The 19,136-nt window shown below is 72.7% G+C and carries 17 protein-coding genes (1 of these 17 only partly in view); 5 read left to right on the top strand and 12 right to left on the bottom strand.

Going from position 1 to position 19,136, the window contains the following annotated elements:
- A protein-coding gene (locus ACZ499_RS24010) for a sugar kinase (RefSeq protein WP_468677766.1) crosses the window boundary here: on the bottom strand, positions 1–849 show its 5' portion. The gene continues 414 nt to the left of window position 1, outside the view; 849 of the gene's 1,263 nt are visible here — the first part of the coding sequence; the start codon lies at positions 847–849; the stop codon falls past the left edge of the window.
- 134 nt (positions 850–983) lie between these two features.
- On the opposite strand from ACZ499_RS24010, the gene ACZ499_RS24015 reads away from it, so the two are divergent.
- The gene (locus ACZ499_RS24015) at positions 984–2,255 is read left to right on the top strand and encodes an amino acid deaminase (RefSeq protein WP_468677767.1); all 1,272 of its coding nucleotides are present in this window, start codon (positions 984–986) and stop codon (positions 2,253–2,255) included.
- Between the two features lie 129 nt (positions 2,256–2,384).
- The gene (locus ACZ499_RS24020) at positions 2,385–4,049 is read left to right on the top strand and encodes an N-acyl-D-amino-acid deacylase family protein (protein ID WP_468677769.1); all 1,665 of its coding nucleotides are present in this window, start codon (positions 2,385–2,387) and stop codon (positions 4,047–4,049) included.
- A gap of 7 nt (positions 4,050–4,056) precedes the next feature.
- On the opposite strand, the gene ACZ499_RS24025 is transcribed toward ACZ499_RS24020, so the two are convergent.
- The 3 genes from ACZ499_RS24025 to ACZ499_RS24035 form a co-directional block, all read right to left on the bottom strand.
- Positions 4,057–5,286: an FG-GAP-like repeat-containing protein gene (locus ACZ499_RS24025; RefSeq protein WP_468677771.1), complete on the bottom strand. Its 1,230-nt coding sequence runs from the start codon at positions 5,284–5,286 to the stop codon at positions 4,057–4,059.
- Positions 5,287–5,354: 68 nt separating this feature from the next.
- Entirely contained in the window at positions 5,355–6,596 is a 1,242-nt protein-coding gene (locus ACZ499_RS24030) for an FG-GAP-like repeat-containing protein (RefSeq protein WP_468677773.1), read from the bottom strand.
- A gap of 53 nt (positions 6,597–6,649) precedes the next feature.
- Complete coding sequence (locus ACZ499_RS24035) at positions 6,650–6,874, bottom strand: ATP-binding protein (protein WP_468677855.1); 225 nt, start codon at positions 6,872–6,874, stop codon at positions 6,650–6,652.
- On the opposite strand from ACZ499_RS24035, the gene ACZ499_RS24040 reads away from it, so the two are divergent.
- Positions 6,796–7,005 carry a DUF397 domain-containing protein gene (locus ACZ499_RS24040; RefSeq protein ID WP_468677775.1) on the top strand — a complete coding sequence of 70 codons (210 nt, stop codon included), beginning with the start codon at positions 6,796–6,798 and terminating at the stop codon, positions 7,003–7,005. The two genes, ACZ499_RS24035 and ACZ499_RS24040, sit on opposite strands and share 79 nt — an antisense overlap.
- Here the strand turns inward: ACZ499_RS24040 and ACZ499_RS24045 are convergent.
- Positions 6,972–8,870, bottom strand: a complete 1,899-nt coding sequence (locus ACZ499_RS24045; protein WP_468677776.1) for an alkyl sulfatase dimerization domain-containing protein — start codon at positions 8,868–8,870, stop codon at positions 6,972–6,974. The genes ACZ499_RS24040 and ACZ499_RS24045 overlap by 34 nt on opposite strands.
- 669 nt (positions 8,871–9,539) lie before the next feature.
- On the opposite strand from ACZ499_RS24045, the gene ACZ499_RS24050 reads away from it, so the two are divergent.
- Together ACZ499_RS24050 and ACZ499_RS24055 are read left to right on the top strand one after the other, a co-directional pair.
- Positions 9,540–10,751: a pyridoxal phosphate-dependent aminotransferase gene (locus ACZ499_RS24050; RefSeq protein ID WP_468677778.1), complete on the top strand. Its 1,212-nt coding sequence runs from the start codon at positions 9,540–9,542 to the stop codon at positions 10,749–10,751.
- 77 nt (positions 10,752–10,828) lie between these two features.
- The gene (locus ACZ499_RS24055; protein ID WP_385550314.1) at positions 10,829–11,212 is read left to right on the top strand and encodes an SCO4983 family protein; all 384 of its coding nucleotides are present in this window, start codon (positions 10,829–10,831) and stop codon (positions 11,210–11,212) included.
- Positions 11,213–11,507: 295 nt separating this feature from the next.
- Here ACZ499_RS24055 and ACZ499_RS24060 read toward each other — a convergent pair whose 3' ends face one another.
- The 7 genes from ACZ499_RS24060 to ACZ499_RS24090 form a co-directional block, all read right to left on the bottom strand.
- Entirely contained in the window at positions 11,508–12,668 is a 1,161-nt protein-coding gene (locus ACZ499_RS24060) for a hypothetical protein (protein WP_468677779.1), read from the bottom strand.
- Complete coding sequence (locus ACZ499_RS24065; RefSeq protein ID WP_468677780.1) at positions 12,665–13,438, bottom strand: PP2C family serine/threonine-protein phosphatase; 774 nt, start codon at positions 13,436–13,438, stop codon at positions 12,665–12,667. The genes ACZ499_RS24060 and ACZ499_RS24065 overlap by 4 nt, the downstream gene beginning before the upstream one ends.
- Positions 13,439–13,475: 37 nt before the next feature.
- Entirely contained in the window at positions 13,476–14,240 is a 765-nt protein-coding gene (locus ACZ499_RS24070; RefSeq protein WP_468677782.1) for a vWA domain-containing protein, read from the bottom strand.
- Positions 14,241–14,276: 36 nt separating this feature from the next.
- Positions 14,277–15,299 carry a hypothetical protein gene (locus tag ACZ499_RS24075; protein ID WP_468677783.1) on the bottom strand — a complete coding sequence of 341 codons (1,023 nt, stop codon included), beginning with the start codon at positions 15,297–15,299 and terminating at the stop codon, positions 14,277–14,279.
- 106 nt (positions 15,300–15,405) lie between these two features.
- Positions 15,406–15,864, bottom strand: coding sequence for a hypothetical protein (locus ACZ499_RS24080; RefSeq protein WP_468677784.1), 459 nt, complete (start codon positions 15,862–15,864; stop codon positions 15,406–15,408).
- Positions 15,851–16,834, bottom strand: coding sequence for a serine/threonine-protein kinase (locus ACZ499_RS24085; protein WP_468677786.1), 984 nt, complete (start codon positions 16,832–16,834; stop codon positions 15,851–15,853). The genes ACZ499_RS24080 and ACZ499_RS24085 overlap by 14 nt, the downstream gene beginning before the upstream one ends.
- A gap of 234 nt (positions 16,835–17,068) precedes the next feature.
- Positions 17,069–18,892 carry a phosphoenolpyruvate carboxykinase (GTP) gene (locus ACZ499_RS24090; RefSeq protein WP_468677788.1) on the bottom strand — a complete coding sequence of 608 codons (1,824 nt, stop codon included), beginning with the start codon at positions 18,890–18,892 and terminating at the stop codon, positions 17,069–17,071.
- Positions 18,893–19,136: the final 244 nt, after the last annotated feature.

Here is a 19,136-nt window from a genome sequence, read left to right on the forward strand (position 1 = left end):
CCTCCTCCCCCCCCCCCCCCCCCCCCCCCCCCCCCCCCCCCCCCCCCCCCCCCCCCCCCCCCCCCCCCCCCCCCCCGCCCCAGCACGGTCCGCAGCCGAAGAGACCCCTCGGAGAGTTTCGGGAAGGGGCGGGGTGGGGGATTCGAACACGGTCACCCCCCGCGCTCCCCGCTTGACCACCACCACCCCCACCTCCGGCAGAGCCGCCCGCACCGCGTCCGCGCCCCGCAACCCCCACGCCCCCTCCGCCTCGTCCTCCCCCACGAACACCACGTCCGCCCCCCGAGCCAGCTCCAGCGACACGCGGGGATCGGACCCCGAACGCCACAGCCCTGACCGATGGTTGACGTCGAACGACACCAGCGGGCGCCCGGGACGACGCTCCAGCAGAGACCGCATCAGCGCCAGACAGTCCGCGGAGAGCGCGGCCGTGATGCCGGACAGGTGCAGCACCCGCCCCGCCCACACCTCACCCCACGGCACATTCGCCACCGACATGGCGGAAGCGGCCGACCCGGCCCGGTAGTACACGACCTCGTGCGTCCCGGCCGCCCGGTCGTCGGCCGTGCGGAAGTACACGCCGGTGGGGCGGCCGGGGTCGCGGCGCACCCCCGAGGTGTCCACGCCGTACGCGCCCACCGCCTCGACCAGGTGGTCCCCGAAGCCGTCCGCCCCCACCCGGCTGACCCACTTCACCGCGTGCCCGGCGGCCGCCAGCGCGCACGCCACGTTGGACTCGGCGCCGCCGGTCCCCCGGGCGAAGGACGGCACGTCGGCGAGGCGCCCGGGCCGGGACGGCAGGAAGGTGACCATGGACTCTCCGAGACAGACGACATCCACATCCACCACGCGCCCTCGCTCCTCGCACCGTCGAACCGGCGAACCGGTGCACCATTGACCCGGCGTTGGGCCGGATGTTAGACAGCAGTACGCGATACACGCAACGGGCGTTGCACATGCTGCAACGCATCACGGAGGCTTCCATGGGGTTCCTGGCAGGACTGGCCGAAGAGCGCGTCGACCACCGCTTCAAGGGGCTGCCCCCGGACGCCGACGGCCTGACCGTCGGCGAGCTGGCGGCCCAGCGCCGGAACCTGTTCACGGACGGCTTCACCACCCCCGTGCTCGCCCTCTCCGCCGAGCGCCTGGAGCACAACCTCGCGCTGATGGAGACGTACGCGACCCGGCACGGCCTCGCCTTCGCCCCGCACGGCAAGACCACGATGGCCCCCGAGCTCTTCGCCCGCCAGCTCGACCACGGCGCCTGGGGCATCACCCTGGCCGTGCCCCACCAGGTCCGCGTGGCCCGCGCGTTCGGCACCCGGCGGATCTTCCTCGCCAACGAGCTGGTGGACGCGGCGTCCCTGAAGTGGATCGCCGGGGAGCTGGCGCGGGACGCCGACTTCCGGTTCATCTGTTACGTGGACTCGGTGCGCGGGGTAGAGCTGATGGACGCGGCGCTCACCGGTGCGGTCCGCCCGGTGGACGTCGTCGTCGAGCTGGGCGCGGGCGACGGCGCCCGCACCGGCGCCCGTACCGAGGCCGACTGCACGGCGGTCGCCGACGCGGTGGCCGCGACCCGCACCCTGCGCCTGGTGGGCGTGGCGGGTTACGAGGCCGAGGTCCCCGGAGCCGCCCCGGAGCGGGTCGCGGCCTGGCTGCGCAGGCTGACCGCGCTGGCCTCGGAGTTCGACAAGGCGGGTCGCTTCTCGGGGACGGGACTCGACGAGATCGTGGTCAGCGCGGGCGGCAGCGCCTGGTTCGACGCGGTGGCCGACGTGTTCGCCGAGATCCCCGAACTCTCCCTTCCCGTACTGAAGTTGCTGCGCTCGGGCGCGTACGTCTCGCACGACGACGGCCAGTACCGACGGGTCACGCCTTTCAACCGCATCCCGGAAGAGGGCGCCCTGCACCCCGCCTTCCGCCTGTGGGCGCAGGTCGTCTCCCGGCCCAGCCCCGACCAGGCGTTCGTGAACGCGGGCAAGCGGGACGCGGCGCACGACCTCGACCTGCCCGAGGCGCAGGTGGTGCGCGGGGCGCGGGACGGGGTCCAGCGCCCCGCGACCGGCATCGAGGTCACCGCCCTCTCCGACCAGCACGCCTGGCTGCGCACCGCCCCGGACGTGGAGTTGGAGGTCGGCGACTGGGTGGGCCTCGGCCTCTCCCACCCGTGCACCAGCTTCGACAAGTGGCAGCTGATCCCCCTGGTGGAGGCGGACGGCACGGTGACGGACTACATCCGTACGTACTTCTAGGGGCGCGGGGCACAGCGGGGGTGCAGGGGGCGGAGCCCCCGCCCAGGGGCCCGGGGACGGAGTCCCCGGGAAACCCCCTTCCCCCACCCCCGGAGGGTTCAGGGAAGGGGCGGGGTGGGGGATTCGCCTGTGACATCAGCGACCGCACACGGAAACCGGACCATGGACCTCGTCATCCGCGACACCCTCGTCATCGACGGCACCGGCGCCCCGCGCCACCGCGCCGACGTGGGCATCCGGGACGGCCGCATCGCGGCGCTGCGCCCCGAGGGCTCGCCGCGCCTCACCGGCGCCCGCACCCTCGACGCCCACGGCCTCGCCCTCGCCCCCGGCTTCATCGACATGCACGCCCACTCCGACCTGGCCCTGCTTCGCGACCCGGACCACAGCGCCAAGGCGGCCCAGGGCGTCACCCTGGAGGTCCTGGGCCAGGACGGCCTCTCGTACGCGCCCGTCGACGACCGCACCCTCACGGAGGTCCGCAGAGCGATCACCGGCTGGAACGGCGGTGCGCCCGGGGACACGGGCATCGACTTCGACTGGCGTACGGTCGGCGGCTACCTCGACCGCCTCGACCACGGCTTCGACGGCCGGGGCATCGCGGTCAACGCCGCCTGTCTCGTCCCGCAGGGCACGGTGCGGATGTACGCGATGGGCTGGGAGGACCGCGAGGCGACGCCCCAGGAGCTGGACCGGATGCGGCGGTTGGTGGCCGAGGGCCTTGAGCAGGGCGCGGTCGGGATGTCCTCCGGGCTCACGTACACGCCCGGCATGTACGCCCCGGACTCGGAACTGACCGAGCTCTGCAAGGTCGTGGCCCGGTACGGCGGCTACTACTGCCCCCACCACCGCTCGTACGGCGCGGGCGCCCTGCGCGCGTACGAGGAGATGGTGGAGCTCACCCGCGCGGCCGGCTGCGCGCTGCACCTGGCCCACGCCACCATGAACTTCGGCGTGAACGAGGGAAAGGCGCCGGAACTCCTCGCTCTCCTGGACCGGGCGCTGGCCGGCGGCTCCGACATCACGCTCGACACCTATCCGTACACCCCGGGCTGTACGACGCTCGCCGCGATGCTGCCGAGCTGGGCGGGCGAGGGCGGGCCCGGGACGGTCCTGGCGCGGCTGCGGGACGACGCGACGGCCGAGCGGATCCGCCACGACATGGAGGTGGTGGGGGCGGACGGCTGCCACGGCGTCCCCATCGACTGGGAGACGATCGAGATCTCCGGGGTGAGCGATGCGGCCCTGGCGTCCTGGGTGGGCCGGACGGTCGCCGAGTCGGCCCGCGCGCGCGGCGAGACGCCCTGGACGGCCGCCCGCCGCCTCCTGATCGACGACGGCCTCGGCTCGACGATCCTCCAGCACGTGGGCCACGAGGAGAACGTGCGGGAGATCATGCGCCACCGCGTCCACACCGGCGGCAGCGACGGCATCCTCCAGGGCGACAAGCCCCACCCCCGCGCCTACGGCACGTTCCCGCACTATCTGGGCCACTACGCCCGCGACCTGGGCGTCCTCCCCCTGGAGGAGATGGTCGCCCATCTGACCTCGCGCCCGGCGGCCCGCCTGCGGCTCCCGGACCGGGGCCTGATCAAGGAGGGCTACCGCGCGGACGTCGTCCTGTTCGACCCGGAGACGGTCGCGGCGGGTTCCACCTTCGAGCGGCCCCGGACCCTGCCCACCGGCATCCCGTACGTCCTGATCGACGGGCAGTTCGTCATCGAGGACGGGCGGCGTACGGACGTGCTCGCGGGGCGGGCGGTCCGCAGAACGCCCACCCCGACAGGTATCTGATCAACCGTCAGAAGACGCGTACGTTACGGGCGTTGTCCCAGCCCATGTCCGCCCACGGTCCGCTGATCCCGCCGCGCCCGTCGCCGTGGTAGGCGAACACCTGGAAGTCGATGGGCCGCATGAGGTCGGAGATCCCGTCCCCGTTGACGTCACCGGTGGCCAGCAGCGGGGCGTCCGCCGGCCAGGCGTACGGGAGCTTGGAGCGGCCGCCGAAGGTGCCCCTGCCGTTGCCCGGGTACAACCACAGATTGCGGGACCCGTCGCGGGCCACCAGGTCCGCCTTGCCGTCGCCGTTGAGGTCGCCGGGCGAGGCGAGCTGGTTCATGGCGTTCCAGCCGCCGCCGACCTTCACGCGGTCGCCGAAGGTGCCCCGGCCGTTGCCCGGGTACGTCCACAGCACCCCGGAGGTGTCGCGGGCCAGCAGATCGCGGCGGCCGTCGCCGTTGAGGTCGCCCGCCGCGCTGATCTCGCGCATCGAGTTCCAGCCGCCGCCGACCTTGACGCGGTCGCCGAAGGCGCCGTCGCCGCGGCCCGGGTAGAACCAGAGGACGCCGGAGCGGTCGCGGGCGTAGATGTCCTCCTTGCCGTCCCCGTTGTGGTCGCCGTGCCGGACCAACTGGGTCATGGCGTTCCAGCCGCCGCCGACGAGCTTGCCCTTGGTGACCCAGTTGGCGTCGGCGACGCCCGACAGGAACCACAGCCGCCCGTCGTCGGCGCGCTCCAGGAGGTCGGGGCGGCCGTCGTTGTTCAGGTCGCCGAACTGCGCCACCGCGGGCAGCCCGGCGGGCCGCTTCTCCTCGTCCTGTACGAACCAGTCCATCCACGGCACGCCCTGGGTGACCTCGTAGGCGGTGGTCGCCACGCGGATCGAGCTGACGCTGTTGTCCCAGACCTTGCCGAACGAGCCGCCGTAGAAGTCGTTGGGGCCGCTGTGCGGGTCGCTGAACAGGTGCTCGCCGGTGTAGTTGTCCCCGGTGGCCATCAGCACGTACTGCCCGCTGTTGTTGACCATCGAAGAGATGGAGTTGTTCCAGATGCCGAGGGTCGGGCGGCTGGCGGAGACGATCTCCATCTTGCCCTGGAAGTCCTTGTACTGGAACACGCAGAGCTTGCCCGCCGGGCAGCGGTCGTAGTTGGCCGCTGCCGCCTGCGGGGCGGCGGTGACGAGGGTGGCCAGCGACGCGGCGACGGCGGTGGCCGTTCCGAGCAAGCGCCGGGCCGAGGTGATGCCGAGCATGGACCGAACTCCGATCGAGGCGGATGAAGATTCAGGGGTACGAGCCGTACGAGTCGTACGGGGACGGGTCAGAAGACGAGCTGTGTGGAGCGGGCCTGGGCGTACTGCCTCGGCGCCCGCAGGCCCCCGTCCGCCGCGCCCGTGCCCGGGTACACGCGGAGCGCCTTCTGCCCCGGCGCGTGGGCGAGCAGGTCCGGGCGGCCGTCGCCGGTGACGTCACCGACACCCGCCAGCTCGGTGAGCCCGTTCCAGCCGCCGGTGCCGATGAGCTTGCGGTCACCGAAGGTGCCGCGCCCGGTGCCGGGGTAGAACCACAGCTTCCCTGCGGTGTCCCGGGCCACCAGGTCGGCGCGCTTGTCGGAGTTCATGTCACCGGCCCCGACCAGCTCGTTCATGGCCTTCCAGCCGCCGCCGACCTTCCGGCGGTCGCCGAAGGTGCCGTGCCCGTCGCCGGGGTACGTCCACAGGGTGCCCGTGCTGTCGGCGGCGAGCAGATCGGCGCGGCCGTCGCCCGTCAGATCACCGGCGGCGGCCAGGTCGCGCATGACGTTCCAGCCCCCGCCGACCTTGACGCGGTCGCCGAAGGTGCCGTCACCGCGGCCCGGGTAGAACCAGAGGACGCCGGAGCGGTCGCGGGCGTACAGGTCCTCCTTGGCATCCCCGTTGTAGTCGCCGTGCCGGGTGAGCTGGTTCATCGCGTTCCAGCCGCCGCCCACGACACGGGTGCGGCCCTTGCCCGCGTACGTGTGGTCCGTCCACAGCTGCCCGAACTGGTCACGGGAGAACAGGTCGCCGTAGCCATCGCCGTCGGCGTCACCGAACGCGGCCTCGGCGGGCTGCCCCGCCGGGCGCTGCTTGGCCTCGAACTCCCACCAGTAGGTGGGGTACCGGCCCTCGGAGCCGCAGAAGTAGTCCGCCTCGCGGTCCAGGTCGAGCGAGCTGACGCTGTTGTCGAGGTCCGGCCGGGAGCTCTCGTCGAAGGACACCATGCCCGAGTAGTAGTGCGAGGACCTGGCCCGGTCCGGGTGCCCTTCGAGGTCCGGCTCGCTGTTGAAGCAGACCGGCACGTCGGTGAAGTTCGCGAACGAGCTGATCCGGTTGTCCCAGGAGCCCAGCCGCAGCATGGACCCGGAGACGACCAGCATGTCGCCCTTGCCCAGCGGCTCGCTGAAGACGCACAGCTTGCCCCAGGCGCAGCGGTCGTAGCCGCTGGCTGCCTGGGCGGGCGCGGTGGTGACGGTGGCGATCAGCCCCGCCGTGGCACCGGCCGCGAGCCCGCCGCGTATGAGGCGCGAAGAAATGGAACGCACGTGGTCCCCCCCGGGTATGTGCGGATGCTGTGAATACGTGGAAAGTCAGCGGATCATAGCCGTCTGCCGACGATCAGTTCGAACCAGACCGTCTTGCCGATTCCGTACGGGCGCGGGGTGGCGCCCCAGGCGTCGGAGAGCGCCTCGACCAGCGCGAGCCCGCGCGACGACCTCGCGGCCGACCGGTACGTGTGCGTGCGTGTGCCGTACGGCGTTGGTCTTGGGTTCACCATGTACGAGGCCGCGCTACGCACCATGGCCGGCGGGCCGGAATGCATGCGGCGCCAGCTGCCCCCACACCGTCACCGTCCACGTCCGGGACTCCAAGCGCGGCGGGGACAGCCCTACCTTTGCCGTCCCCGCCGCCGCCTGGGCTCAGTTCACGGCCGGGATCGCCGGAAGCAGGTAGCCGAACACCGTGTCCGCCGCGGCCCGGTCGTCGATCTGGACGCGGCCCGCGCGTACCGCCGCGTCGAAGTTCGCGGCGAAGTCCGGCCCCGGGCCGAGGAGTTGGTCCAGCGCGTCACGCGTCAGCGTGATCGTGGCCTGTGGCTTGTCCACTCCGGGGGGCATCGTGTCGCCCCGGGTGTCGGTGTAGACGAGGACGCCGTCGCGCAGCACCGTGACGCCCGACTGGCCGGTGTTGGTGAAGGTCCACAACAGGACGATCGGGTCGCGCAGTTCGGCGGCGCGAGGGCCGTCGAGGCGGGCGGCCATGGCCGCGAAGTACTGGGCGGGGTTGGCGTAGCGGACCAGGTCGGCGACGACGGGGCGGGAGCCGGGCGGCTGCGGGCCGGGGCGCAGATCGCGGGCCGCCGTGAGATAGGCGTTGCGCAGCGGGCCGTACTCGGCGAGGTAGCCGAGCTGGGTCAGGGCCAGCGCCTGGAGCGAGGTGGCGGCCTCCAGGACCGCGGGCGGCACCGTCGCCGGGTCGCAGGCGGCGGCCACCACGTGGTCGAGGAGCTCGACGACCCGCTCGTACCGGGGCGTCTGGGCGTCGTACTCCTCGCGCGCGACGGCGAGCACCGCCTCGGCGCCGCCCAGGGCCACCACGTACCGCTTGGCGGTCGTGGCGGAGGCGGGGGTCGCGGCGACCGCGTCGGTGGCGGCGACGAACTCGTGGCCGAGCAGGCGCAGCCAGGTCTGGCGGGCGGCCTGGGTGGCGGTGCCGACGTACCCGGCGGCGTAGAAGGGCCGGTTCGAGGGCTGGGTCTGGCGCCTGACCCAGGCGTCCCGCCGCGCGGCGAGGCGGGCGGAGACGGCCTTGTCGCCCCAGCCGGGCCACTCGTACGCCCCGGCCACGATCTCCGCGACCCCGCCGAAGGCCTTCAGCGTCTCGTCGAGGTGGCGGGCGCGTACGTCCCCGAGGCCGCCGAGCAGGCCGGGGGCGGTCAGATAGAGCACCTTGCGGTCGGGGAGGTAGACGTTCATCTCCGCGGGTGACTGGAGGCCCGCGGCGGGCTGGAGGACCAGGCGGACGCCGTCGGCCTCGACCTCGCCGGAGAGCTGGTGGGTCGGCGGGACGAGGGTGGCCTCGCCAGCCGAGACGGTGAGCCCCGGGCCGCTGTCGATCAGCCCGTACGGCCCCGCTTCCAGGCGCGTGCCGTACGTGTGGTCCACCAGGCACGCCGTGGCCAGGCCCTCCACCACATGGCGGCGGACCGCGTCGTCGAGGAAGCCGTCGGGCGCGTACACCGCGAGGTCCTCGGGGACGGCGTCGCCGCGCTCCGCGAACAGGCCGCGCGAGCCGCCGAAGTGGTCGACGCAGCTCGCGGTGTAGACGATCGCCTTGACCGGCCGGCGGTCGTCGGTGGTCGCGCGGTAGAGCCGCAGGGCGTACTGCGCGGTCTCGTACGAGCCGAGGGGGTCGATCACGATCAGTCCGGTGCGGCCTTCGACGATCGTCATGTTGGCCAGGTCGTAGCCGCGGACCTGGTAGACGCCGCCGTCCTCGGCGCGGGTGACCAGGTAGAGCCCCGCCATCGCGTTCATCCGGCCCTGCCGCCATACCCGCGCGTTGACGGACGGCGGGATCTCGTCCTCGTCGCGCAGGAAGCCGAACCGGCCGAAGTCCCAGGCCGCCGTCCCGCCGTCGCGCGCCGGGATCACGGACACGTCCGGCCGCGAGAGCAGCCCCTGCGAGGAGTTACGGAAGTCCGAGGCGTCGGAGGGGACGCCCTGCGCGGCGGGGCGGTTGCTGCGGACGACGAACGGGGTCGGTTCGGTCGGTTCGACGGGCTCGGGGTGGGGGGCGGCGTTGCGGCCGTTGGTCATGGTTCTGCCTCCTCAGGGCTGCGCGGGCATGCGGAGCCGCACGGGTGCGGTGCGGGGCGGGAACGTAACTCCGCACGGCCCGAGCGGGAAGGGCGTGGGCGACGGTCTTGGCCGAGAATGTCCCGTTCTGAACCGGCCATATCCTCTGCGGGGCGTGCGCCCTCTCGGACCGGCGTTCATCTGCGGTCCGGTGGGGCTGGTGCGGTCCGGTGGGGGCTGGTCGCGCAGTTCCCCGCGCCCCTTTTCGGCCCGGTGTTCGTCTGCGGGTTGTCGCTGGCTGAGCGCGCCCACGCGGCGGAGCCGCACTTTGTCACAGCCCCGCGCCCCTTACAGGGGCGCCCCGAAGGGGCGCATTTTCAGGGGCGCGGGGAACTGCGCGCTCAGCCCCAACCGGCCCGCAGACAAACACCGGGCCAGGAAAGGGCGCGGGGAACTGCGCGACCGGCCCCCACCGGCCCGCGGGCGACAACGCGCCGTGGTGCATCTCACCCGTACCGGGGCCCGGGGGTGCATTCCAAGCCCCCGCCCCACCCCGGCCCGCCAATCCACGGCCTGGCACCCCGTGCCGCATTCCGATGGAAGCCGGGGCTCCGCCCAGAACGCCCCGCCCGGGCGACCCGCGCCGCAAACACCGCGCGTCCCCCGAAACGCGCCCGTAAGGTGACCGTCATGCAGGTGATCCAGTCGACCAAGCTCGCCAATGTCTGTTACGAGATCCGGGGCCCGGTTCTCGAAGAAGCCATGCGGCTGGAGGCGGCAGGTCACCGCATCCTCAAGCTCAACACCGGCAACCCCGCCGCGTTCGGCTTCGAGTGCCCGCCGGAGATCCTGGAGGACATGCTCCGCAACCTCTCCGGGGCGCACGGGTACGGCGACGCGAAGGGCCTGCTCTCGGCGCGGCGCGCGGTGATGCAGCACTACCAGACCAAGGGCCTCGACCTCGACGTCGAGGACATCTACCTCGGCAACGGTGTCTCCGAGCTGATCCAGATGTCGATGCAGGCGCTGCTCGACGACGGCGACGAGGTGCTCGTCCCGGCTCCGGACTACCCCCTGTGGACCGCCTCGGTCTCGCTGGCCGGCGGCACCGCCGTGCACTACCGCTGCGACGAGCAGTCCGACTGGATGCCGGACCTCGCCGACATCGAGCGCAAGATCACCGACCGCACCAAGGCGATCGTGATCATCAACCCGAACAACCCGACGGGCGCGGTGTACGGCGAGGAGATGCTGCGGTCGCTGACCGAGATCGCCCGCCGCCACAACCTGATCGTCTGCTCGGACGAGATCTACGACCGGATCCTCTACGACGGCGCCACCCACACGCCGACGGCCGTGGTCGCCCCGGACCTGATGGTGCTGACCTTCAACGGTCTGTCCAAGAACTACCGGGTGGCCGGATACCGCTCCGGCTGGATGGCCGTCTGCGGCCCGAAGGCGCACGCCTCCTCGTACATCGAGGGCCTCACCATCCTCGCCAACATGCGGCTGTGCGCCAACATGCCCTCGCAGTACGCGGTGGCCACCGCGCTCGGCGGCCGCCAGTCCATCGAGGACCTGGTGCTGCCGGGCGGGCGGCTCCTGGAGCAGCGCGACACGGCGTACGACCTGCTCACCCAGATCCCGGGCGTGTCCTGCGTGAAGCCCAAGGGCGCGCTGTACCTCTTCCCGCGCCTGGACCCGGCGGTCTACAAGGTCAAGGACGACCGCCAGATGGTCCTCGACCTGCTGCGGGCCGAGAAGATCATGGTCGTGCACGGCACCGGCTTCAACTGGCCCGAGCCCGACCACTTCCGCATCGTGACGCTCCCCCCGGCGCAGGACCTGGCCGGGGCCGTGACGCGGATCGGCAGCTTCCTGGACGGCTACAGCCAGATGTAGCCGGGCCCCTGGTTCCGCTCAACTTTAGACAGAATCCAAGATAGGATGGTCTCCTGTAACAAACAGGAGGCCATCTCATGTACGAGCCGATCCGGACCAAGTCGGTGCACAGCACGATGGCCGCCGACGCCCCCATTCCGCACCGCTCCCGCGGGGAGGAGCTGGACATCCAGCTCGCCGGGCACCTCGCGGCGCTGCTCGCCGTCACCGACGAGCTCGGTCTGGCCTCGGCCGGGGACGCGATAGCGCGACAGGTCGCGCGGCTGCGGGGAGGTATGCCGCCGGTGCGCCACGCCGGTCTGAGCGGCGCGTCCCCGGCCTCGCTGCACGAGCGCGCGCATGCCCTCGCGGGCCGCGCCCTCGTCGTCGCCGCCTCGCGCGCGGACACGGCAGCCGCGATCCTGGCGGCGGAGCGCATGGACGCCCACTCGGCGGCGCTGGCCCTCACCGCCGCCCCCTGATCGGCCCCGGTCCGCGCGCCGCGGAGGTCCGCGGACCGGGGTCCCTCCGCCTTCCCCCGCGCCCCCTTCTTGGCCCGGTGTTTGTCTGCGGGTCGTGGTGGGCTGAGCGCGCAGTTCCCGGCGCCCCTGAAAGGGTGCGTTGTCTTCTGCGGGTTGGTGCTGGCTGGTCGCGCCCACGCGGCGGAGCCGCACTTTGTCACGGCCCCGCGCCCCTTACAGGGGCGCCCCGAAGGGGCGCATTCTCAGGGGCGCGGGGAACTGCGCGCTCAGCCCCAACCGGCCCGCAGACAACCGCTCATCCCACAGACAAGATCAGCACCAGCAGAACCAGCACCACCAGCCCGACCAGCAGCGCAGTCGGCACTCCCGACCGCGGTGGCGTGACCGGGACCGGGCCGAGGTTGAAGACGTCGTGGCCGGTCACGGACGCCCGGCCGCACCACGGGCACCCCGCGAGGTGCGACCCGTACGTATGCATCGGGCGGTCCGGACAGACCCGTACCAGCGACCGCTCGCGGTCCAGCGCCCGCAACCAGTCCTCCGCCGAAGGGCGCGCCGCGGGGTCGAGCACGCCCGGGCCGAACGCCGCCCGGGACAGGCCGAGGAGCTCGGGCGGCAGCACGGACGGGTCCACGGTCCCGCGCGGCACCACGACCTGCTCGGGCCGCACCACGTACGAGATGCTCGCCGCGATGTTGTCCTGGACCGTCGACTCCGGCGCGCTGTCGTGCGGGACGCCCCCGAAGGGGTGGTTCCCGGCCGTCAGCAGCTGGTACACCAAAACCGCCAGCGCGAAGTCGTCGCTCGCGCGCGTCGCCGGGCCGCCCGCGTGCCGCTCCGGCGCCGAGTAGTCCGTCGTGTGCATCAGACAGGGGAACAGCTCCCCCGTGACCGCGTCGGTGAAGGCGATGGAGTCGCAGTCCAGGAACGTGATGAAGCCGTTCGCGTCGACCACCACGTTGCTGCTGGAGAAGTCCCCTATGACCAAGTCCTCGTGGTGCATGCGGGCGGTCATGAACGCGAGGTTCCAGGCGACGCCGAGCAGGAACCGCCAGTCGGCCCGTTCGTGGAAGAGCCGGATGCGCTGGGCGCGCGTGAACAGGCCCACCAGCTGGACGTGTTCGGGCTCCCCGAACCGCTGCATCGCGTACCCCAGGAACGCGCCGCCCGGCGCCCGCGCGGGCGCGGTCGGCCAGGCGAGCTCGGGCCGCTGGGAGCGGTCGGTGGGGCGCCCGCCGAGCGGGGACATCGTGAGCATCCGGGTCAGCCGGCGCTCCTGCTCGGGGCCGGGCGGGTCCCGGTAGAGCTTGACCACGACCCGGTCGTCGCCCTCGACGGGGTAGACGGCCGCCTGGCCGCCGCCCTTGAGCGGGGCGGCGGCCAGGACCACCGGCACCCCGCCGAGCAGCACGGTCCGCCCGCCGGGCCCGCCACCGGTGCCGTTCGCCACGCTCATGCGCCCCCTCCCGTACGCACCGCACGCACCGCCCGCAGCAGCGTCTTGTCGTCGCCGTTGAGTGCGGTCAGCCGGTCGGACCTGAGCAGCGCGGCCAGCCGGTCGTCCTCGTCGCCGGGCGCCACCGCCTCCGTGTCCAGGGAGCGCAGCACCGCCGCGGCGAAGGACTCGTTGGGCGCCTGCGGGGCGCCCGCCGACCAGGAGAGCGCGGCCTGGGCCAGGCCGTCGGTGGAGAGCAGGACGCCGTCGACGCCGTCGTCCCGTACGCAGTCGGTCCGCACCCAGCGGGCGGCGTCCGGCGTGCTGAGGAACACCGTCTCGTTGCTGTACTCGCTCACGGCCGCGGGCTGCGGCAGCAGATGGAACTGCCGCTCGCCGTCCTCGGTCCCGGCCCGCAGCACCACGAAGCCGTCCCCGACGCTGACGTGGCCCAGCCACCCGGGCGCGAGCACCACCACGGTGAGCGTCGTCGCGTGGTCCCCGGCCGCCTCGCCCGTACGGTCGAGGAAGTCGTCCACGACCCGCTGGAAGCCCTCGCGCAGCAGCCGGTGCGCGGCCGGGCCGTCGGCCCCCGAGGCGGGCAGCCGGCCGAAGTGCTCCACCGCGAGGCGGACCGCGAGCAGTGAGCCCTCGCCGGAGCGCGGCCTGCTGCCCGCGCCGTCGGCGACCGCGAGGACCGTGACGGGCCCGTCCGTCGAGCACCGCCAGGCGTCCTGACAGGCGACGCCGTCCCGGCGGTGCCGGTAGCCCTCCACGCTCAGGCCGTGCACCCGCCAACTCCCGTGCGCCCGCGCCCCCATGGCCCGCTCAGGCTTCCCAGGCCGGGCGCTGCGTCTTGAACTGGCTGAAGATCTTCTCGAAGACCTCGTCGCCCGCGCCCCTGGTCTCGGCGCTGGCGCTCGCCGACATCATCTGGAGCAGCTGGCGGAACGGAAAGCCCTGGAGCCGGGCGTTGAACTTCGGCGCGTACGCCTGGAGGACCTGCTCGGCCAGGTCGGTGAGCCCGCCGACCCCGATCGCGTACAGCCTGAAGCGCCGGGCGGCCTGCTCCTCGGCGAGCACCGGGACGAGCCGCTGCCAGGTGCGGCTGATGTGGCCGGTGCCGTCGGTCGGGAGCCCGTCGGTGACCAGGCAGATCTGCGGCCGGTAGTACTGGAAGCCCTGGGAGCGCAGCTCGGTCTTGCGGGCGGTGACCACGTGCATGGCCAGCTCCAGGGCCTCGGTCATCAAGGTCACCCCCGAGGCGTCGAGCCGCGGCGGCTCGAACATGTGGGCAGCGACGAACGGGCCTACCGGCGAGCCCGGTTCGAGCGGCTGCCCGCCACGCCAGGCGGTGACGCCCCGGCCGCCGAAGGTGATCACGGCGACCTCGACGGTGTAGCTGAGGCTGACGTCGTCGTGGAGCTCGCGGGTCCATTCGCTCAGCGCCGTGTTGAGCGCGTCGATGGGCGGGCCCGCCATCGAGCTGGAGGTGTCGAGGCACAGCACCAGCGGCAGCCGTTGGGCGTTGTTCTCGAACTCGATGTCGGCGTACTCCGCCGGAAGTGTCCTGGTTGGCTGCTGCCTGCGCATCTGACCTCTCCCCGTTCCCGTACTTCGCCTTGCCGGTCAACTGCCGTGCGGTGCCCGGTCAATGACGGCCCGTCCGTTCTCCGCGTACGCGTGGGCGTACAGGATCCCGGCGTCCTTGCCCCGGCCCTCGCTGACCTCGACGGTGGCGCCGGGGGCGGGCGCGGGCCTCCCCGGCTCGGACCAGACCGCCCGGCGCAGACACTGGTCGAGCTCGACGTACCCCTGCGGGTGGAGCGCGGTGCGCACCACGGCGACGCGGCCCGGCGCGGTCGGCCTGCCGACGTCGCGGCCGGGCGCCGCACGGTGCCTGCCCGGCGCCCCGGTAGCGCTCGGCGTGCCGGTAGCGCTTCCCGTACGGCCCGTGTGCGCGGCGGCCGGGCGCCCTGCGGCGGGTGCGGCGAACGCGAGGCGCGGGCCCCGTGAGCGGCGTACGGCGAAGACCAGCGCGGTCACCAGGAGCAGCAGCAGGGCGGCGACGCCGAGCGCCGGGACGAGCAGCGGGGAGCCGCCGCCGGAGCCGCCGACGCTGTCGGAGTTGCGGGCGAGCTCGGCGGCCAGCCCCGCGTCCACCAGCTCCTTGCCGCGCAGGCTCTTGCCCTTGTGGCCCGCCGTCTCGACGGTCTCGCACAGCTTGCCCTCGCAGGCGCCCGCCTCGCGCAGGGCGGTCACGGTCCTGTCGTCGAGCCGGGTGATCTCGGCGTCCGGGTCGACGAGCCGGTCCCCGGCGAGGACGAGCAGCAGGGTGCCGCCCCCTCCCGTCGGGTGCCCGGCCGGGACCATGAGGACCAGCGGGCCGCGGTCGAACGTGGCCTTGCGCTGGGAGAGCTTCCAGTCGGCGGTCTTCCCGTCGAGCTCCAGCGGCCGGTGCAGGGTGACGAGCACGGACGCGTCCTGGGTGCCGACGCGCCCGGCCCAGCAGTCCAGCCGGGCGGCAAGTCCCCCCGAGCACGAGCGTTCACCGGCGGCGGCCGGAAGGGCCGATGCGAGCAGGGCCACGGCCAGCAGCCCGGCCAACGCCCACAGCCGTCGCGCAGCGCGCGGCCAACGAAGCTGCCCCATGTGCGAAAACCTCCCCGCCCCCGGAAAAGCACATCGCAAATATGACGGCACCGGCGCCTGCCCGTAAGGGTTTTGGCCATTCCCGGGGCATTCCCGAAAGCCACACCTACAACTGGAAAACCTGGTGGCACCGGACGAACATCTGCCTCGCCTGTTCCACCCAATCCCCGGCCAGAGAATCGAATGCGGGCTGGTTCATCCGACAGTTGAGCGGCAGGGTGCAGACCCCGGCGATACAGGGCCGCGGCCCCCGTACGTCCCACACCGACAGCATCGGGACCAGCTGTTCGGTGTTCCACGCGTTCGCCGCCGCGGCGGCCGTCGCCAGCTGGTCGCCGCGCAGGAACCGGCCGTCGGTCATGAACGCGACCAGCAGCTTCGTGGTGGTCATGAACCGGACGGTGACGGATCTTCCGGCGTCCGCGAGGTCGAAGCGCAGCGAGACGGAGACCGTGTCCTCCTCGCAGTGCAGATGGCGCCCGGCCGCCCACCCGTGGACCAGCGACCGCCACTGGACGCCCAGGTCTCTCCCGTCGGCCGCCGGTGTCCCCTCAGAGTGCCGCACGGCCCACCGCCTCGATCACCATCGCGTCGCTGAGCCCCGCGTCGAGCAGCGTCTGCGCGTGCAGCAGCAGACAGGACGGCAGCGACGCCCCGCTGCCGGGCGCCCGGTGGACCTTCAGCTCACCGGTGCGGACCCGGATCCGCCGGGCCACCGTGGGCGGCGGCCAGGTGAGCGCCCGCGCGGCGCCCGCCTCCGGGCCGAGCAGCCCCTGGAGCAGCACGTCCAGACCCGGCCGGTCCTCGGGCCGCTTGGCCAGGCACCCGGCGACCAGATCCCTCAACTCACCGGGTACGTCGTCGAGTTCGGGCTCGGCGTGCACCACCCGGTAGGCCACCCCGGCGCCGTGCCGGAACGGCGCGTACCCCGCGACGGCGTAGACGAGGACCCCGCCGAGCGAGAAGACGTCGCTGGCGGGCCCGGCCCGGTCGCCGGTCATCTGCTCGGGCGACATGTACGGCGGCGTCCCCATCAGCTGCCCGGCCCGGGTCAGCCCGGTCGCCCCGGCGACCGCCGAGATACCGAAGTCGATGACGCGCGGCCCGTCGGCGGCGAGCAGCACGTTCGACGGCTTGAGGTCGCGGTGGACCACTCCGGCGCCGTGGATCGCCTGCAGCGCCTCCACCAGACCGGCCCCGAGCCGCCGCGCCTGCCCCTCGGTCAGCGGCCCGTCCGCGCCGACGGCCTCCGACAGGGCGGGCCCGGGCACGTACGCCGTGGCCAGCCAGGGCAGTTCGGCCTCCGGGTCGGCGTCGACGACCGCCGCCGTGTACGCCCCGCCGACCAGCCGCGCGGCGGCCACCTCGCGGGCGAAGCGCCGCCGGAACTCGTCGTCGGCCGCGAGTTCGGGACGTACGACCTTGACCGCGACGGCCCGGCCCGCGGGCGACCGCCCCAGATACACCCACCCCATCCCGCCGGACCCCAGCCGCCCGACGATGCGGTACGGCCCCACCCGCAGCGGATCACTCACCGGTGTGCGCAACCTCCGCGCCCCCTCACTCGGCCCAACGCGCTCCGGGTCCGAGTGTCCCGCGAACGCCCGCCCCCGGCAGCCGCCATGGCGAAAAACCATCCCGGGAAAGCGATCCGGCCCCCGGAGCCGTGAGGGGGCTCCGGGGGCCGATCGTGTCGTGGCGGACCGTCGTGACCCCACTGGTCAGGGCGGTGTTTCGGGGCAGCCCGCCACGAGTCTCGGGCGGGCGGGTCAGCCCAGGCGGGCGACCAGCGCGCGGTACTCGTCCCACAGCTCCTTGGGCGTGTGGTCCCCGAAGGTGTTGAGGTGCTCGGGGATCAGCGCCGCCTCCTCGCGCCAGACCTCGGTGTCGACCTTGAGCAGGAACTCCAGGTCCGCCTCGGGCAGTTCGAGGCCCGCGGTGTCCAGGGACTCCCTGGTCGGCAGGATGCCGATCGGGGTCTCGACGCCCTCGGCCCTGCCCTCCAGGCGCTCCACGATCCACTTCAGGACACGGCTGTTCTCGCCGAAGCCGGGCCACACGAACTTGCCCGCGTCGTTCTTGCGGAACCAGTTCACGTAGTAGATCTTGGGCAGCTTGGCGGCGTCCGCGGTGGCGCCGACCTTGACCCAGTGGGCCATGTAGTCGCCCATGTTGTAGCCGCAGAACGGGAGCATCGCGAACGGGTCGCGGCGCAGCTCGCCGACCTTGCCCTCGGCGGCGGCGGTCTTCTCGGAGGCGACGTTCGCACCGAGGAAGACGCCGTGGTTCCAGTCGAAGGACTCGGTCACCAGCGGTACGGCGGAGGCGCGGCGGCCACCGAAGAGGATCGCGGAGATCGGGACGCCCTTGGGGTCCTCCCACTCGGGGGCGATCGTCGGGCACTGGCCGGCCGGGACGGTGAAGCGGGCGTTCGGGTGGGCCGCCGGGGTCTGCGACTCGGGCGTCCAGGCGTTGCCCTTCCAGTCGGTGAGGTGCGCGGGCGCCTGTTCGGTCATGCCCTCCCACCACACGTCGCCGTCGTCGGTGAGCGCGACGTTGGTGAAGACCGAGTTGCCCCACAGCGTCTTCATCGCGTTGGCGTTGGTGTGCTCACCGGTGCCGGGCGCGACGCCGAAGAAACCGGCCTCGGGGTTGATCGCGTACAGCCGGCCGTCCTCGCCGAACCGCATCCACGCGATGTCGTCGCCGATGGTCTCGACGGTCCAGCCGGAGATCGTCGGCTCCAGCATGGCGAGGTTCGTCTTGCCGCAGGCGGACGGGAAGGCCGCGGCGACGTACTTGGACTCGCCCTGCGGCGGGGTCAGCTTGAGGATGAGCATGTGCTCGGCGAGCCAGCCCTCGTCGCGCGCCATGACGGAGGCGATGCGCAGCGCGTAGCACTTCTTGCCGAGCAGGGCGTTGCCGCCGTAGCCCGAGCCGTACGACCAGATCTCGCGGGTCTCCGGGAAGTGCGAGATGTACTTGGTGGAGTTGCAGGGCCACGGCACGTCGGCCTCGCCCGCCTCCAGCGGGGCGCCCAGGGTGTGGACGGCCTTCACGAAGAAGCCGTCGGTGCCGAGCTCGTCCAGGACCGGCCGGCCCATACGGGTCATGGTGCGCATGGAGACGGCGACGTAGGCGGAGTCGGTGATCTCGACGCCGATCGCGGAGAGGTCCGAGCCGAGCGGGCCCATGCAGAAGGGCACGACGTACATGGTGCGGCCGCGCATCGAGCCCCGGAAGATCCCCTTCTCACCCGCGAAGATCTCTTTCATCTCCGCCGGAGCCTTCCAGTGGTTGGTCGGCCCCGCGTCCTCCTCCTTCTCGGAGCAGATGAAGGTGCGGTCCTCGACCCGCGCGACATCGGTCGGGTCGGACGCGGCGTAGTACGAGTTCGGGCGCTTGATCGGGTCGAGCTTCTTGAACGTGCCCTTGGCGACGAGCTCCTCGCAGAGACGCTCGTACTCGGCCTCGGAACCGTCGCACCAGACCACCCTGTCCGGCTGCGTGATGGCTGCGATCTCGTCTACCCAGGAGATGAGCTCCTGGTGATTCGTCGGGACAGTGGTGGAAGCCGCGATGTCGCGCGCCACGATCGCTCCTTGTTGAAGGTTCGGTATCCCCTTGTGGGGGAATTTCGTTCGTTGCCCCGTGGGGGCTGCGACCCGGACGCTTCTTCTGGTACCTGGCGCTCATCCGGTGCCGACCGCACTCATCTGATCATCCGTGCCGTTCGCCCATATGTCCAGAGGCACTCTCACGTGAGCATCGCCACTCGCCCTCCCTTGTTTCATCTGCGGTGCACACGGCCGGGGCATACGGTTACGGGCCGCCCCC

Source organism: Streptomyces sp. NPDC031265 (assembly GCF_055570295.1).

What these genes read in the sequence shown, in the direction of transcription:
- ACZ499_RS24015 (WP_468677767.1), top strand. Translation starts at nt 984, where the DNA reads ATGGGGTTCCTGGCAGGACTGGCCGAAGAGCGCGTCGACCACCGCTTC.
- ACZ499_RS24025 (WP_468677771.1), bottom strand. Translation starts at nt 5,286, where the DNA reads ATGCTCGGCATCACCTCGGCCCGGCGCTTGCTCGGAACGGCCACCGCC.
- ACZ499_RS24035 (WP_468677855.1), bottom strand. Translation starts at nt 6,874, where the DNA reads ATGCATTCCGGCCCGCCGGCCATGGTGCGTAGCGCGGCCTCGTACATG.
- ACZ499_RS24045 (WP_468677776.1), bottom strand. Translation starts at nt 8,870, where the DNA reads ATGACCAACGGCCGCAACGCCGCCCCCCACCCCGAGCCCGTCGAACCG.
- ACZ499_RS24050 (WP_468677778.1), top strand. Translation starts at nt 9,540, where the DNA reads ATGCAGGTGATCCAGTCGACCAAGCTCGCCAATGTCTGTTACGAGATC.
- ACZ499_RS24055 (WP_385550314.1), top strand. Translation starts at nt 10,829, where the DNA reads ATGTACGAGCCGATCCGGACCAAGTCGGTGCACAGCACGATGGCCGCC.
- ACZ499_RS24060 (WP_468677779.1), bottom strand. Translation starts at nt 12,668, where the DNA reads ATGAGCGTGGCGAACGGCACCGGTGGCGGGCCCGGCGGGCGGACCGTG.
- ACZ499_RS24070 (WP_468677782.1), bottom strand. Translation starts at nt 14,240, where the DNA reads ATGCGCAGGCAGCAGCCAACCAGGACACTTCCGGCGGAGTACGCCGAC.
- ACZ499_RS24075 (WP_468677783.1), bottom strand. Translation starts at nt 15,299, where the DNA reads ATGGGGCAGCTTCGTTGGCCGCGCGCTGCGCGACGGCTGTGGGCGTTG.